We start from the raw sequence: 15,607 nt of genomic DNA on the forward strand, positions 1-15,607 counted from the left end.
TCTTTTTTTCCGCTGGCTGGCCATACCAGGCTTCTCCCGCCGATGGCCTGGCCATCCCCCAGAGCTAGCGGCCACCACCCTTTCTCTTCTACCCACGGCACTCGCTACCAGCGCTTGGGGCAGGAAGGTCAGCATTCAACGTGCTTAGTGCAGCTCCTCAAGATAGCTTGTGACGAGAGCCTGGAGGTCACCCTCCGCTCCCTCATCAAGCCATCGTTCCAGCGCAACTCGCAGGGCAACCACATGGGTCGCCACCAACAGGCGAAGCTGGCCATACTCACGCGCCCCTCCCGCGCGTTCCTGGAGGAGATCACAGAAAGCCGTTTCGGCTTCCAAAAGGGCATAGAGGTAGAATGCAGCCACCGATGGAATCTGGCGGGCGATCTGATAGCGAAGCAGGAAACTGTGGCGCTGTTGCTGGTAGAGATGAGCAATGTGCAACATGGCAGCTCTTAGCGCCATGCTCGTCGCCTCATCCTCTGACTGCCCCTTCGGCAGGGTACGCAGATACTCTAGCCCGGCCCGCATGACCGCTCGCGTTGGCCCCAGCAAGACTTCTTCCTTGGATGGGAAGTAGCGGAAGAAGGTACGCGGCGAGATCATCACCGCTTCGGCAATATCTTGAATTGAGGTCTGCTCGTAGCCGCGCTGTAGAAAGAGCTTGAGTGCGGCTTGTTCAATGGCTTCCTGAAGGAGGCGCTTCTTGCGCTCGCGTAGGCCAGGCCGTCCGGCCTGATCCTGCTCTGAGATCGCCGTGTCACTCATTCCTTTTTGTCTTTCATTGACTTTTGTCAGTTAGTGACATTATAATGCGAACAAGCGGCGTTGACAACCAGCCCACACGTGCACTGACGCCGCAGCTCTGGCCGTCAAGCGCCGCCTGGATCTGGCAACGAGCAGGGATGACTCAGCGTTTCTCTTCTAGTTTCCAGCTTCTGATGTCTCCAGCTTAGCAGAGAAGGAGTAAGCAAGAGATGATGCGCTTCGAGCAACAGGTCGCCGTGGTGACAGGAGCCGCGTCGGGCATCGGTCGCGCACTGGTGCAGCGCCTGAGTAGCGAAGGGGCTGCGGTGGTCGCCGTCGATATTGTCGAGGAGCCGTTGCAGGCACTGGTGACGGAATTGCAAGGACAGGGGGCAAAGCTCTGCGCCTGCTGCGCCGATGTGGCCTCGGAGAGCGGCGTTGAGGCCATGCTGACGACGGCCACTTCGACCTATGGACGGCTTGATATCCTGTGCAATAATGCGGGCATCATGGATCTGATGACGCCCGCCGCCGAGGTTCCCCTAGAGTTATGGGAGCGCGTGCTCGCAGTGAACCTCTACGGTCCCTTCCTGGCTTGCCGCCGGGCCATTCCGATTTTTCTAGAGCAGGGCAGCGGTACGATCGTTAATACGGCCTCCGAGGCTGGCCTGCGCGGCGGCGCTGCTGGCACCCCTTATACGGTCTCCAAGCACGGCCTGATCGGCCTGACTCGCAGCATTGCTTTCCACTACGGCGAGCGTGGCATTCGCTGTAATGCCGTCTGTCCGGGAGCGGTGGCGACAGCTATTGGCCTGGGACAGGGTACGCCAAGCCAGTCTGGCCTGGAGCGCGTTGGGGCCTTCATTCACGCCAGTGCCCCCTCGCGGGTAGCCTCGCCTGACGAGATCGCTGCGGCCATCGCTTTTCTGGCCTCCAAAGAAGCAAGCTACATTAATGGGGCCATTCTGCCCGTTGACGGGGGCTGGCTGGCAGCCTGAGTTATTCCTGCTTGAGGAGCGGTCGGAGCCTGGCAGCGCTGCGGCCTCGGCTGTTCCTCTTCCCTCTTGTTCTCTCTCACTCATACACCGCACTCAGCCGGCCAGGGAAGCCCGCTGCCGGCCATCGAGCGGGCCAGGTCGGCAGAACCACTATGGTATGATTCTCTTAGCAGAAGACTGAGCGCTTCTGATTGGACCTGGGGGAGCTCGGGCAACCGGGCTGAGAGGGCCTCTGTAAGCGGGGCCGACCCCTCGAACCTGACCCGGGTAATACCGGCGGAGGGAAGGGTCCGTCTGGCTGCCCAACCCGCTGCCGGTTCCCCTTCAGGTCAGTCCCAGATCATGACCGGAGGTGGAACAAGTGCCAACTCAGCTTGAGCAGGCCCGTCAGGGCCAGATTACAGAGGCGATGGCCTACGTGGCCCAAGCCGAAGGTCTCCCCGTTGAAGCGATTCGCGAAAAGGTGGCTGCCGGTCTGGCGGTTATTCCCGCTAATCCTCACCATCGCACACTCTCCCACTTCACTGCCATCGGCCAGGGCCTCCTGGTAAAAGTCAACGCCAATCTTGGTACCTCCTACGACTATGTCAATGTAGAAGAGGAGCGTCACAAGCTGGCCCTGGCACAGCAAGCAGGAGCTGATGCCGTCATGGATCTCTCGACCGGTGGCGACATCGCTGCCATTCGCCAGACGCTGCTAGCGTCCTGTGTGGTTCCTCTGGGCACAGTGCCCATCTATGAGGCCGAGTTTCAGGCGGTGCGCGAGAAGGGTTCTTTTCTCAAGATGAGCGCCGATGAGCTGTTTGAGACGATTGAACAGCACGGTAAGGCCGGCGTCGATTTTATTACTGTGCATTGTGGGGTGACGCGTCAGAATCTGGAGCATTACCGGCAGGCGGAGCGCGTGACAGGGATTGTCTCACGCGGCGGTGGCCTGCTCGCGGCCTGGATGCTGGAGAACGGGGCGGAGAATCCGCTCTACGAGCATTTCGATTGGCTGCTGGAGATTGCCCGCCAGTACGATATGACGCTGAGCCTGGGGGATGGTCTTCGTCCTGGGTCGCTGGCCGATGATCTCGACGGCGCGCAGGTAGGCGAGCTGATCATCCTGGGAGAGCTAGTCGAACGGGCGCGGCGCGCAGGTGTGCAGGTGATGGTCGAGGGACCGGGCCATGTGCCGTTGAACGAAGTGCAGACCAATGTCCAGCTGCAGAAGAAGCTCTGTCGGGGCGCACCCTTCTACATCCTGGGCATGCTGCCCGTTGATACCGCTGCTGGCTTCGACCATATCGCCGGAGCAATCGGTGGGGCCTTGGCCGGCATGCATGGGGCCGATATGCTCTGCTATTTGACGCCGGCGGAGCACCTGGGCCTGCCTAACCCGCGCCAGGTCTACGAGGGAGTGGTGGCTTTCAAAATCGCCGCCCACGCCGCTGATGTAGCTCGCGGCCATCCCCAGGCCCTGGCTCGCAACCGCCAGATGTCGGAGGCTCGCTATCGCCTCGACTGGGATACTCAATTTCAATTGGCGCTCTATCCCGAAGAGGCACGGCGCATCTTCGCCGAGCGCGCTTCTAAGACGCGGGCCTGCTCAATGTGTGGGCCATTCTGCCCGATGAATCTTGTTGAGCATGTGCTGCGTCGCCAGCAACGGGACGGTAGTCCACATCCACAGACGGCGGAGCAGCTGGCCCGCTGAGGGGTTACATCTGCTGAGCCGCTGCGGTCCCCATTGGAGGCAGATCCTGCTGCCTCCTGCTGCGCTTGAAACTACAGGGGAGCGGCTCAAGAGAAGCACAACAACATCGCTTCCTTGAGTCGCTCCCGTTCAGAGTTCAATCCGTCCAGGTCCAGTCGCGTATCTCAGGCATATCCTCCAGGTGCTCGCGGATATAGCGATGGTGTTCACGCAGCTGCTCCTCGCATTCGCGCACGAGCGGCGCTGTGAGATGGCGCAGGCGCGGCGCGTGCTCCATCGCCAGCAGGCAGAGATGGTAGCGGCTGACTTCGTTGAGGACGACCATATCAAAGGGTGTGGTCGTGGTTCCCTGCTCGTTGTAGCCACGGACGTGAAAGCGGGCCGGATTGGGGCGTCCGTGTACGAGCTGATGGACAGCGCGCTGATAGCCGTGAAAGGCGAAGATGACAGGTTTCTCCTCAGTGAAGTGGGCGACAAAGGTTGCGCGGTCGAGGCCGTGCGGATGCAGTTCTGGAGGATAGAGCGTCATCAGATCGACGACATTGACGACACGTACCTTGAGCTGCGGGAGCCGGCGACGAAGCCACCAGGCGGCGGCCACGGTCTCCATTGTCATGACGTCCCCGGCGCAGGCAAGCACGACATCCGGTTCGCCATCTTCCGCGTTGCCAGCCCAGGACCAGATCGAGAGGCCGCGCCGGCAGTGCTCGATGGCCTCGGCCATGCTGAGATACTGCAGATGCGGCTGCTTGTCGACCACGATCAGGTTGATGTAGTCACGGCTGCGCAGGCAGTGATCAGCGACTGAGAGCAGACAGTTGGCATCGGGTGGCAGGTAGATGCGGGCAATGCTACCGCGACGTGAGAGCAGGGTATCGATAAGGCCCGGGCCTTGATGGGAGAAGCCGTTATGATCGTTGCGCCAGCAGGTGGAGGTCAACAGCAGGTTGAGCGAGGCGATCGGCGCCCGCCAGGCGAGGGCGCGCGCGCCTTCGAGCCATTTAGAATATTGGATGATCATGGAGTCGGCAATCATGGCGAAGGCTTCGTAGGTGGCAAACAGGCCATGCCTGCCGGTCAGGAGATAGCCCTCTAGCCAGCCCTCGCAGAGATGCTCGCTGAGCACCTCCATGACGCGCCCATCCGGCGAGAGATGGTCATCGCTGGGCAGAATGCGTTCCAAAAAGGTCCGATTCTGGACGGAGAAGACGTCGCCGAGCCGATTGGAGTTGGTTTCGTCGGGACAGAAGTAGCGAAAGTTGGCCTGCTCGGCGTTCTCTTTGAAGATGTCGCGGAGAAAGACCCCTAGCGGGCGCGTATTGCTATAGTAGCTGGTAGCCGGTTTGGAGACGTCGACTGCGTAGGAGCGGAAATCTGGCAGACGCAGGTCAACGAGCAGCTTGCCGCCGTTGGCATGAGGATTGGCGCCCATGCGGCGCTCACCTTGCGGGGCCAGAGCCGCCAATGCGGGGTGGAGGCGTCTGCTTTCGTCAAACAGCTCTTCGGGGTGATAGCTGCGTAACCAGTCCTCCAGTAGCTTGAGATGGGCCGGATTCGTTCGTACTCCCTCCAGAGGGACCTGATGGGCCCGAAAGGTCCCTTCGATGGGTACCCCATCGACTGCTTTGGGACCGGTCCAGCCCTTGGGTGTACGGAGGACGATGAGCGGCCAACGCGGTACGCCACTGAGACCCTGGGTCCGGGCCTGCTGCTGGTAGCCGCGGATCTCGTGATAGCAGCGGTCAAGCGTGTCGGCCAGGCTACGATGCACTGCAAGCGGATCGTCCCCCTCGACAAAGTAGACGTGGTACCCATGCCCCGAGAAGAGCTGTTCAATCCGCTCGTCGCTGGTGCGACCCAGAACCGTCGGACCGGAGATCTTGTACTCGTTGAGATGGAGAATAGGAAGCACGGCTCCGTCACGGACGGGATTGAGGAATTTGATGCTTTTCCAGGAGCCTTCCAGGGGACCGGTCTCGGCTTCGCCATCGCCGACAACGGCAGCTACGATGAGATCGGGATTGTCGAAGGCAGCGCCAAAGGCATGAGCCAGCACATAGCCCAACTCGCCCCCTTCGTGGATGGAGCCAGGAATGGGAACGCCGACATGACTGGGCACACCGCCAGGAGTAGAGAACTGGCGAAAGAGGCGACGCAGCCCCTGCTCGTCCTGGCTCACTTCCGGGTAGATCTCTGAATAGGTCCCTTCAAGGTAGACGTTGGCAATCACCGCCGGACCACCATGCCCGGGTCCTGCCAGAAAGATCATATCGACGTCATAGTCTTTGATCAGGCGATTGAGATGAACGTAGATGAGATTCAGACCAGGTGAGGTGCCCCAATGTCCCAACAACCGAGGCTTGATATGCTCGGGCCGCAGTGGCTCCTTGAGCAAGGGATTTTCCTGGAGGTAGATCTGCCCTACAGTCAGGTAGTTGGCGGCACACCAATACTTATGCATCAATTCTAGCTGCTGCTGGCTGAGTGTACGCGCTCCGGCAGCGGTCGACATGCTTCCCTCCTCTGTTCAGCGACAAACAAGGCAAGAATACCCACTTGACAATTAACAGTTACTCTAGCAGCTTTTGCAGCGATCCTCGCTCAAGGTCACAGCCGTAGTCATCTTCGGACATAGCCAGTGAGCATCGCTCGTTTTCTTTTTGAGCATAGCAAGGGCATCTCACAGCCTGCTCACAGCTATCCTGCTCACTCTCACAAAAACGGCCCAATGCCATACAACCAGTAGCAGAGGTACAGTGGCAACAGTCATCCCCGCTCTGTCACAGGTACGATTGGGCCACGCAAAAGGTGTCGCTGCAGTCCGTCCGCTAGACCGTGTTTTGTCCCCAGAGCGAGAGAGCGAGGCGATTAAGCAGGAAGAGCGCGACTAGCGCGATAGCGAGTAGATAGAATTGCCGATCCCACAGAGCCAGCGCAGCCAGGCTGAACAGGGCCAGCTCGATCAGTAGCCGCCAGGGATCAACCAAACGGTGACGCGCCTTGGGGGCCACGAGTAGGCCCCAGACAAGCATTGCGAGCAGGGGCAGAGCCAGCCCCAGGAAGAATCTGAGCGTGAGCGCCAGACTGGTGCTTGCTCCCCAGTAACCCAATGTCAGGATCAAGGCTACTTCCAGCAGGAAGCGCAGAGCGCGATTTAACTCTTTGAGCATGACAACGGTGACAATCTCTCCCATTTCTGCCCCTGCTCTGGCACACGAGGAGAGAGAAGAGGGAACATCAGGCAAAGTGCAGCGTGGTACCCACGCTGGTCTGGACATAGGCCGCGGGCAAGGCGCGAGCCAGCTCATGAGTTGCGCGCCAGCCGGTACAGTGCCCAGGCACAATGACACTGGGGCCAATTGCCTGCAGCTCGGCGATGGTGCGCGGGATGATCGGCTCGAAGACGGCTCCGCTCAGGTGGAGGCCGCCCACAAAGGCATAGACGGTCTCGATGCCGGTGAGCCGGCGCGCATGCTGCAGAATATTGATGACGCCGGCGTGGCTGCAACTGGAGAGCACTACCAGGCCGCGGTTTTTGAGATGGCAGACGATAGCTTGATCATCCCAGACCCAGATATCGGGCTCCCAGCCGTGTTCTGTGCGCGCCTGTTGCAGGGGAAAACCCTTTTCGAAATCGGTGATGCGCTCAACCTGGCCGGTGACCAGCACCGTGTCATCGAGGAGCAATGAAGGACCTCGTTCTTCGATGATAGTGACGCCTTCGCGATCGAGATCGGCCTGGCTCGGTGGGGGCATATGGATTTCGGTGCCGGTTGGAAAGACGATGCGCCGGTAGCGCCAGGCATCGGGATGGAGTAAGAGCGGTAGGCCACGCTTTCCCAGGTGGCGTACGACGCCCTCTAACCCACCGTGATGGTCGGCATGGCCGTGAGAGAGGACGATGGCCCGTAGATCAGCGGGACGCACCCCCAACACATCCATGTTGTGCAAGAGGGTGTTGCGCCCAAGCCCAGCGTCGTAGAGCAGAGAAGCGCGCCGCCCGTTGCTCGCCACTGTGAGCAGCAGGGCATAGCCGTGCTCGGCAATGAGCTGCTCGCGCTCGGTCCAGTTTACGGCCAGGGGGGCCCGCTGAACCATTTCGTTGCCGGGCAGCAGGACATCGACACTGTTATCAACGAGAATCGTGACGTCGATCGTGTCGACTGGGGATAGCGTCACCTGTTCGCTCATGAGTAGTGCTCCTTTGGCGTAAAAGTAGCACAACGGCTTTTCTCGTGATTTGATCGATTGGCTGCTTTCTCTCTTGGACCGGGTCGGACTGGACTGGGATTGACATTTTCGCCGCTGCCTGGCTCGCCCTCTGTTGCCAGCTTAGACAAGGTAGTTTCAGCATATAGCAGAAATGTGGGCGACCGCAAGCCAGAGAGGGAGGAGGCGAGCACGCCTGGCAGGCACTTGCTGGCGGTTGTCTTTTGACTAACTCTCGGCCACAGCGAGGCAAAAAAGGCTGTGGGGGAAGCAACAGACGAGCTTTTGGCAGTTGGGATGGGAGGCTTGACGAGAGACGGAGAGTGTGGTATGCTGCAAAGGACACATGGAAGCGAACTGTCAGAGCCGCTGCCCATGGTTACGGGCAGCGGCTTTTTTTGGCACGCCGTTCTTTGTCATTCAGCGGCTCCGCGCCGACGCTGCCCCTACTCTGCTAGGCTCAGGTCGCACGCTCCCGCGCCTATAGCCTTTTGCCGTCTGGCGGCTTGCAGACTAAGAGCGCTGTCAGACGAGTCCCAATGCATTTCCCTCCGCGGAGAAATGCGCGTAAGGAGACTATCTACATGATTAACCCTGGACAGGACCAAATCCTGGTCTGCCGCGAGTGCGGCCAGGAATTCACCTTTACCGTTGGAGAGCAAGAGTTTTTTGCCAGCCGCGGCTTGACCAACACTCCCAGCCGCTGCCCCAGCTGTCGGGCGGCGCGCAAGGCGAGCGGTGGGCGTCGTGGCCGTGGCTACGGGCGTGAGGAGCGCCAGATGTACACGGTGACCTGCGCTAGTTGCGGCAATGAGGCCCGGGTGCCGTTCCTGCCTCGCGATGATCGCCCCGTTTATTGCAGCGATTGCTATCGTCCCCAGGAGTCGTACGGGCGCGGCCAGGGCCGCCGCGCGCGTTGGTAAGGCGGGCCGAGATGAGCGAAGTTCGCCTGAACCCCGACGAGTCCTTTGAGGTTGCTCTTAAACGCTTTAATCGCAAGGTGTTGAACGCCGGTATTCTGGCCGAGGTGCGCCGCCGCAAGCACTACGAGAGCCGCAGCGATCGCCGCAAGCGTAAGGCCGCCGTGGCCCGTCGTCGCCGCCGCCGCCATACACGCACACGCCGCTAGCTTCCATACGAGGTCACACAGGCTCCCGCACCTGACTGCCTCTCAGTAGCAGACTCAGCAATAGCAGCAGTAGAAGGGTTGGCAACAAAAGCGCTTGCTCTTCTACTGCTTGATGTACGATCTCACAAAGTCCCCGCTTTTTAAGCAGAGTCTTGTGTAGACTCCTATCCGCACAATGCTCCTCTACTCTTTCTGATTGAGCGTGCAGGTATAGCAATAGTTGCCTGAAGAATACTCATACAAGGAAACCGGGCCGAACACACTTGCATTTAGCTGCTGGCCAATCAAGACCGCAAGCCCCACCGGGAGCGATGAGAAGAGATGAATATGAACGATGCCCTGGCTGCGCAGACGGCGTAAATCACGCCCAATCTGACGCGCGATGGCCAGGGCATGGCTCCCATCTTTCACTGCCCGAGTGTGGTCTACTTCCTCTGCCATCGAATAATGGATGAAACGGCTATAGTTAATCTTGTCCTCCGCTTGATGCAAGTATGTTTCTATACCTTTTCGAACATCATTCGATATAGAAATAGCTACGATCGCTGTGTGGGGATCTCCCTCCCGGCTGCTCTCATCACAGGTAAGAGGGATAGAATCACTTGGAGGTCCCTCGCTATCCCAATACTGTTGTCTTGCTTCGTCACGTACTTGTAGCCTCATCCCCTGGAAAATGAAGCCGAACAGGTAGGCCAGCGAATAGACTGCTTTGATCGGAACCTTTAGGCTTTCTCCAGAGCCGGGGCCAACGCCCGCGAGCAGTCCTTTGATATCTTGTAGCGCTGGAACAATGAGATTTTGCCACTCAGCGAGCGAAGGAACACGCCGCACATCGCTACGCTCATCTCTAAGGAAAAGTCCCCTGGCATCAACCGAGAGATCGAGTCTGGGGCTATCTTCTCCAGAAACAAAGGTGCGTAGCCCAATCCAGATTTCATGATTCTCCCCTGCCCTCACTCGACGCTGGAGAAAAGCCTCGCGCAGGATACGCCGGGCTAGCTGCTGAAGCTTCTGATCGACTGCTTGCGACTGCAGCTCTTCCCACACGAAATCATTCAGCTTCCCGAGACTGACCTTTGCCAGGGCGTTCTGTGCCCTTTTCCGGCTGACCCCCTGCAGAATTACAACTATAGGAAATTCCGGCGCGTTTTCGTGGCGCTGTAGGGCGGCGCGCGCCTCGGGTAGCCAGAGCTGAGGCTTCTTGAGAGCCTCGGGCGTGAGATAGAGCAGGTAGGCATCAGCCAACTCACTCACGGCCCGCTCCGCTGCTTTTTCCCAGATGCCGAGAAAGGGCAGGTCCTCGCTGTCGCGGTGCCAGAGCTTGAGGCCACGCAGGCGCAGCATGAGTTCTAGCTGTTCGCGGTTTTCGCCGGCATCGCCAGCGGAGCTGATGAAAACGGTGGCCGGCCTGGCAGGGTCCTGCTCCTGCCCTTGTACTGGAGCATTCTGGTGTACACTCGCCGCTGTCCCTGCTTTCTCTCCCACAACAGAGGGAGCAGTGGCGGCAAGCTCTTGCCAGATCTTCTGAATCTCTTCAGCAATTTCCGTCCATGCTTGATTGCGATCATCTCCCTCTCGCTGAGTCACTGCCACCCCATTGCGCGGTAAGAGCTGTAGCTCGGCCAGGTCGGTGCTTCTGAGGGCCACGGTCTTGTACAAGATTGGAATAAGTGCAGCCTTGCCACTCTTTGCCCGTTCCAAGGCCATGCTGGTCTCTTCTCTCAGTGAAGACAAGAGGTCAGGGCTGACGAGCATGATAATCAGCCGCGCCTGATTGATCAGTCGGCTTCGCTCCGGCTTTACTGGTTTTCCCGGGGAAATATTCTGAATATCATTTATTTCGTTAATATGATGCAGGTGTTTACTCAGTTGTTCAAAGCCTTGCTTATCCTCACTAGCATACAGGCAAAGAATTTCAAGAGCTGTTGATCGGCTCGCTTCCATCAGAGACTCCCTTCTACAGCGCATCGCGCGTCTCAGCGATGCGTTTGCGAGCGTTTTCCGCTTGATCGAACCAGGACTTGTCGGGATAGCAGTATTCAACATCAGGATCGGGCGGCCAGCGCCAGATGCGGCGCAGATCCTCCATTGCCAGCCGCTGCAAGTGCTGGCGTTTGAACTCTTCTACCAACTCGTCGATAAACTGCGTCAGGGCCTCGCCTTCCAGTTGCTCTCTGCCGCCCTGGCCACGCGCACTGAGACTATAGCGTCGTGCGTAGTCAATCAGCTCCAGACGCAGCGGCTCCAGGGCAATGGAGCCAAGGCCCAGCGGCTTGGCGTAGCCAATCTTATGGCACATGTCTTCTTCGAGAACGATGGCCAACAGGAGCGCACCCAGCTCGTCGCGCTCCAGGGTGGTAAAGTCGAGGCGAGCATAAAAGACGGTGTCGTAGTCCAGCGGGTGAATGTAGCGGTTGGCCGGTTCCGCGCGTGTGAAGTAGCGATAGCCGTCCGCCTGCCAAGGCTCCTTATTAGGATCGTGATGGAAGTAGAACTTGCGCCCGGCGATGCAACGCTCTTGCTCGTCGAGGTAGAAAGCGCGGTGGTGTGGCTTCGGCTCAACCAGAGGCAGGGTATACATCGGTTTGTAGAGAGCCACTGTTTCTGGATCGGCCTGGGCATCGCTGATGTTGACCTTGCCTGTGAAGACGCCGCTTTTGCGTTCCTTGAGCGAGCCAAAGATGCGACAGGAGATACACAGGTGCGCCTTGTCCTCGCAATGCAAGAACTCAGGCTTGACTTTATCCCTGTACGGTGCCTTATAGCGGCCTCGTTCACCCGTTTTTTCCTGCTCATAGTTGCCATCGAAGAGCGTCAGGCAGCCGTTGCCCAGGGTCTCGACCAGATTACGCAGCAGACCCTTGAGCGAGGTGCCGGGAATGATATAGTGGCCAGTTCCATCTTTGATGAACGTTTCCGGCTTACGTGGATCTCTAGGACCAGAGGTGACAGGACGGGCCGGGATAAAGATAGGGGTGCGCGCCGTCAGACGCAGCGTCAGGCTGCCGCTGTAGAGGCGGGGCAGATCGCTGCCGAAGAGGCGATCATGCCAGATAGGCTTACGTCGCTCCGGGGGACGGCTCCAATCGATGCGCGCGAAATCGTACGGGTTCATAGACTTCCTCCCCTTGGCCTTGCTCTCGTCGATGCAGCTTCGGTCTCCAGGCCGGTACAGCGGAAGTAGACAGTTTCTCCTGTTGCAGGATCTTGATAGAGAGAGATCTTGAGCTTGACCCTATCCACCTGTTGGCCGTTGGCCTGCTGTTCCTCTTCCTCGATCGGGTAGAGCAAGGGACGGGGAATGCGCGTGGTCAGAAAGAGGCGTCGCTCCTCCTGAGCGCTGACCCCCACCTCTCTCGCTCTCACCTCGCGAGGGCGCTCGCCAAACAGATCGTAGCTCACCGAACAACGCCTGAGACCTATCAGTGGCTGACTGCTTTCGCGCAGCCGCGCGGGCAGGAGGCGCTCATGGCCCAGATAGACCACGCGCAGCTTTCCCTCGCTGCTATCCCAGCGCAATTCTCCCTCTGCCGAGAAAACCCGGCCCCAGGTATAGACGGTCCAGGGGAGAGGACCCTGCTCCTGCTGTACTTCCTTCAGCCGGGCCAAGCGCACCAGCAGCCGCCGCCAGCTCCGATCATCATCCACGACGAAGTTTGGTAGATGCTCGCCGAGAAAGTAGGCGCCCGGCGGGAAGGCTTGCACCAGCTCTTTCAGCTCCTCGTGGGGTAGCGAGGCGCTGGCGATGACCTCGGCGTTGTGTGCGCCACTTTCAGGAGACGCCTTCGTGCTCATGAGCGCTTTCCTCCTGCGAGGGCAGGGACTTGCGCAGACTCATCTGGCCATTCCTGAATGCGACGAATAAAGTGCTGGATGGCCTCCTCGCGGAGCTGTGCCAGGGCCTCGCCGGTAAAGATACGCAGGTGACGAATACCGCGCGGGAGACGCTCAATCTCAGCCGGAAGCTTCACCAGGTCGTCATACCAGGTACCGTAGCGTCCCCAGCCGGGTTCACCAGAGGTGGGCTGCTCATTGAGCCAGCGCCCCAGTCCCCAAAGCTCATCGCGTGGCTCACGCGCGTCGCTGCCACGGATGGTAGCCGTGACCAGGCCGCCAGGCCAGCCATCGTGCTCTTCGCTGCTGAGCGTTCCCTTGACCCAACCCAGACCGCGCGAGCGGCCCGAACCAAGACGGATCAGGCCATCTTCCAGATCCTGCAGCACGACAAAGAGCATGCCCAGCTGCCAGATCTCGAAGTTACGCAGATGAATGCCGCACTCGAAGGTGACCCCTTCGCTGATTACCTCCAGTTCGAACTTGGCTCCGTGGGCCGCACCCCCGGTCAGGCGATCGATGCCGACGCCGTCACGCTGCTCAAGGATAGGACTTGAAACGAGATAGGCATCGCTAATAGCCAGGCGCCCAATAAACCAGGTGGAGCCGAAGAGACGACAAACGGGACAGGAGCGCCCATAGACCTCATCGGTACGGGCTTCGAGCTGGGCACGGCGCTGCTCATCATTCCTGACCTCGCGATTGAAGCGCTCGCCACAGGAGTCGCGGTGAGTGCGACGGCGCTCTTCTAGAGAGTCCTTCGTCTCCGCGCTCTTGTTAATGGCAAAGGGATAACAGACTACACGTGTTCGCAGGCTCGTGACGATTTTCTCTACGTGGCTGCGGAAGACCCCTTTGAGCGAGCTGCCGGGCAGGAATGGCTCCTGACGCCCGTTGCGAAAGGTCAGCACTGGGGCCATGTCTGGCCCACTGACGGTGGGCAAGCCCGATTTAACGAGCAGGGGCCCGGTGGTGGTGATGCGCAGGCGCAAGCGCGCTTCATTGACCAGTTGCTTGAGCATAAGCCACTATCCTTCTCACTCAATCTCTTGCGCTAGCTCGCTTGAAACAGCTGCTCAATCTGCCGCGCCAGGAAGCTCTTACCGTCTTCGACCCGGTGAAATTTCTCTTCAGGGCTGCGTCCCAGCAGGTAACGCTGCAAACGACGAGTGCGCTCCTCGGCGCTCACTGCTCTTTGTCCTCCGTCGGCACTCCCTTCCTCCCCCTCCAGCTCCAGGATGTAGACGCGCAGATCGCGCAGACGACAGGCCCCCAGACCACGCGAGCGCTTGCCGCCAATGGCCCCGAAGCCATTGACGAACTCGCTGAGACCCAGGCTCAACAGCCAGCGATCTTCGGCGGTGGCATTCTCTAGCGTGATTTCCAGGCTAAAGGAGGTGCTGGCTGGCACAACCTCGTAGTCGTATTTGAGGCGCTCCTTGGCACGTTCGCTGTCGCGCTCAATGGCCACGCCGTCGCGTATCTGGATAATACCGCTCCATTCCTCCTCGGGGATGTAGAGGTCGCTGACGTTGACCCGCGAGGCGGAGAAGGGGGAACCGAAGAGCTGACAGGTATGGCACAGATCCTTTAGAATATTCTCAAGCGCCAGTTCACCACGTTGGCGTCTCTCTTCTGTTATGGTACGTTGCCGCGCCGTGGGACAGATTTTATCAAGGCGCCCTTCCTGTCGCGCCTGCTCTAGCTCCTCCGCTTCTCCCTCGATGAGACCGCAGGTGCGCAGAGGCAACTGCGGAAGCTCAGCCAGGGTAGCGACCAGTTTCTCGACAGTGCTGCGCAACGCCCCCTTGAAGCTCGAACCAGGAATGAAGGGGATGTTCTCGGGCGTCAGGACAATCGGGTTTCTGCTGCTGCTGAGCGTGAGTTTGCCGCCGCCGATATGCAGCGCCGTCTCCATGACGAGCCGCCCGGTGAAGAGATAGCGGTTGCGCAGGCGTAGCCGTCGTACAGGGTCATCCTGATAGAGCTTGTCTTGAACTGCCATTATCACTTACTCCTGGAGGAACTCGCTTTCTTCTGCCTACTTTGCTGCTTTTGCACGGCTAGTAAGTAGCTGTTCTCCGCTGCCAGGTGCTGGATGAATTCGGCCATCAGCAGCGCCATCAGTTCCTCAGTCTGAGCGATCACCTGCCGCGGCCCCCCTTGATCGCTGAGGAGATGGAACTCGTTCTTCAGACGTTTTTTCTGCATAGACTCCATATACTCCTTCAGCTTTTTGTAGAATACTTTTATATTCTCTTTATCTCTGGGCCAGTTACGCTCGTTCTGATGGGCCACAAAGCGGCGCAGCTCCTGGTAGCTCAGGGACAGCGAGATGGCATGCAGACCCTGGATCTGGCTCATGGGCAGCGGCTCGCAATCCTCCTCTTCGAGCAGCTGGCGCATGAAGGCCACGGCCTCTCGATAGAGCACCTCATCGCTAAGCAGGGCAATGGTATTGATCTGCTCCTCGGTGAGCACGGGCTATGACCTCCTCTCAACGAAGGCATCCAGCAACCTGGTCTTCTCCATAATGGAGCGCCATTCATAATGGGCGACCATTGAGCGGATAAACCGGCGCATCAAGAGCAGATGGAGACGCCGGCGCAGCTGACGGCCCTCCTCGGTTTCCTCATCGACGCCTAGCTCCTCACACAGCCTGCCAGCACGATCACCCAGATCCCCCCCCAGGGCCTGCAGCAGGCGCTCGCCGAAGCCAGTTTGAGGATCACGCTGATCATCACTGCATGGTTTACGCCATTCGTCCAAACGCCCGATTTGTTTCTTAACGTAGTCCAGCACGTCACTACGCTTGAGCGTTCCGTTGACGACCGCCTCCAGTCCAGTCATCTGTGAGCGGTGCTCTTTTTGCAGGACAACCGCGGCGTAGTGTCCAAGGCGTTCCGCCAGCTCGTAGAAGTCCTTTTTGTCCGCCTCTCGGCTCACAGCGAGCGCAATTTGCGTTTCAGAGAGCGCATTAGCCCTTGTACTCAT

Annotated in this window: 15 protein-coding genes and 1 riboswitch; of the genes, 4 read left to right on the forward strand and 11 right to left on the reverse strand. The window is 59.2% G+C overall.

From position 1 onward, the window contains the following. Positions 1–144: 144 nt before the first annotated feature. Positions 145–765: a TetR family transcriptional regulator gene (locus A4R35_RS10760; RefSeq protein ID WP_112429213.1), complete on the reverse strand. Its 621-nt coding sequence runs from the start codon at positions 763–765 to the stop codon at positions 145–147. Positions 766–974: 209 nt separating this feature from the next. Here A4R35_RS10760 and A4R35_RS10765 point away from each other — a divergent pair, with 209 nt between their 5' ends. Together A4R35_RS10765 and thiC are read left to right on the forward strand one after the other, a co-directional pair. Next, positions 975–1,742, forward strand: a complete 768-nt coding sequence (locus A4R35_RS10765; protein ID WP_223258294.1) for an SDR family NAD(P)-dependent oxidoreductase — start codon at positions 975–977, stop codon at positions 1,740–1,742. A 189-nt stretch (positions 1,743–1,931) separates the two neighbouring features. After that, positions 1,932–2,045: riboswitch (TPP riboswitch) on the forward strand. 58 nt (positions 2,046–2,103) lie between these two features. Further along, a complete protein-coding gene (gene thiC, locus A4R35_RS10770; protein WP_223258295.1) occupies positions 2,104–3,441 on the forward strand; it encodes a phosphomethylpyrimidine synthase ThiC in 1,338 nt (445 codons plus the stop codon). A gap of 136 nt (positions 3,442–3,577) precedes the next feature. Here the strand turns inward: thiC and A4R35_RS10775 are convergent, their stop codons facing one another. From A4R35_RS10775 to A4R35_RS10785, 3 genes are all read right to left on the reverse strand, one after another. Then, positions 3,578–5,953: a phosphoketolase family protein gene (locus A4R35_RS10775; protein ID WP_112429214.1), complete on the reverse strand. Its 2,376-nt coding sequence runs from the start codon at positions 5,951–5,953 to the stop codon at positions 3,578–3,580. A gap of 316 nt (positions 5,954–6,269) precedes the next feature. Then, the gene (locus A4R35_RS10780) at positions 6,270–6,635 is read right to left on the reverse strand and encodes a YrdB family protein (protein WP_189361646.1); all 366 of its coding nucleotides are present in this window, start codon (positions 6,633–6,635) and stop codon (positions 6,270–6,272) included. A gap of 43 nt (positions 6,636–6,678) precedes the next feature. After that, entirely contained in the window at positions 6,679–7,632 is a 954-nt protein-coding gene (locus tag A4R35_RS10785) for an MBL fold metallo-hydrolase (RefSeq protein WP_112429217.1), read from the reverse strand. A 602-nt stretch (positions 7,633–8,234) separates the two neighbouring features. On the opposite strand from A4R35_RS10785, the gene A4R35_RS10790 reads away from it, so the two are divergent. Further along, positions 8,235–8,573: a zinc-ribbon domain containing protein gene (locus tag A4R35_RS10790; RefSeq protein ID WP_069802928.1), complete on the forward strand. Its 339-nt coding sequence runs from the start codon at positions 8,235–8,237 to the stop codon at positions 8,571–8,573. Positions 8,574–8,584: 11 nt separating this feature from the next. After that, the gene (gene rpsU, locus A4R35_RS10795; RefSeq protein ID WP_052887903.1) at positions 8,585–8,779 is read left to right on the forward strand and encodes a 30S ribosomal protein S21; all 195 of its coding nucleotides are present in this window, start codon (positions 8,585–8,587) and stop codon (positions 8,777–8,779) included. Positions 8,780–8,962: 183 nt separating this feature from the next. Here the strand turns inward: rpsU and A4R35_RS10800 are convergent, their stop codons facing one another. The 7 genes from A4R35_RS10800 to A4R35_RS10830 are packed head-to-tail and all read right to left on the reverse strand — an operon-like array spanning position 8,963 to position 15,607. Next, the gene (locus A4R35_RS10800; RefSeq protein ID WP_112429219.1) at positions 8,963–10,825 is read right to left on the reverse strand and encodes an SAVED domain-containing protein; all 1,863 of its coding nucleotides are present in this window, start codon (positions 10,823–10,825) and stop codon (positions 8,963–8,965) included. Further along, complete coding sequence (locus tag A4R35_RS10805; RefSeq protein ID WP_112429221.1) at positions 10,737–11,894, reverse strand: RAMP superfamily CRISPR-associated protein; 1,158 nt, start codon at positions 11,892–11,894, stop codon at positions 10,737–10,739. Before A4R35_RS10805 ends, A4R35_RS10800 begins: the two co-directional genes overlap by 89 nt. Beyond that, a complete protein-coding gene (gene csx19 / locus A4R35_RS10810) occupies positions 11,891–12,574 on the reverse strand; it encodes a type III-D CRISPR-associated protein Csx19 (RefSeq protein WP_112429223.1) in 684 nt (227 codons plus the stop codon). Before csx19 ends, A4R35_RS10805 begins: the two co-directional genes overlap by 4 nt. Then, positions 12,571–13,635: a type III CRISPR-associated RAMP protein Csx7 gene (csx7, locus tag A4R35_RS10815; RefSeq protein ID WP_112429225.1), complete on the reverse strand. Its 1,065-nt coding sequence runs from the start codon at positions 13,633–13,635 to the stop codon at positions 12,571–12,573. Before csx7 ends, csx19 begins: the two co-directional genes overlap by 4 nt. Before the next feature lie 32 nt (positions 13,636–13,667). Continuing rightward, on the reverse strand, positions 13,668–14,618 hold the full coding sequence (locus A4R35_RS10820) for an RAMP superfamily CRISPR-associated protein (protein WP_112429227.1): 951 nt from the start codon (positions 14,616–14,618) through the stop codon (positions 13,668–13,670). A 2-nt stretch (positions 14,619–14,620) separates the two neighbouring features. Continuing rightward, entirely contained in the window at positions 14,621–15,094 is a 474-nt protein-coding gene (locus tag A4R35_RS10825) for a hypothetical protein (protein WP_112429229.1), read from the reverse strand. Positions 15,095–15,097: 3 nt separating this feature from the next. Beyond that, positions 15,098–15,607, reverse strand: coding sequence for a hypothetical protein (locus tag A4R35_RS10830; RefSeq protein ID WP_112429231.1), 510 nt, complete (start codon positions 15,605–15,607; stop codon positions 15,098–15,100).

Source organism: Thermogemmatispora tikiterensis (assembly GCF_003268475.1).
GTDB lineage: Bacteria > Chloroflexota > Ktedonobacteria > Ktedonobacterales > Ktedonobacteraceae > Thermogemmatispora > Thermogemmatispora tikiterensis.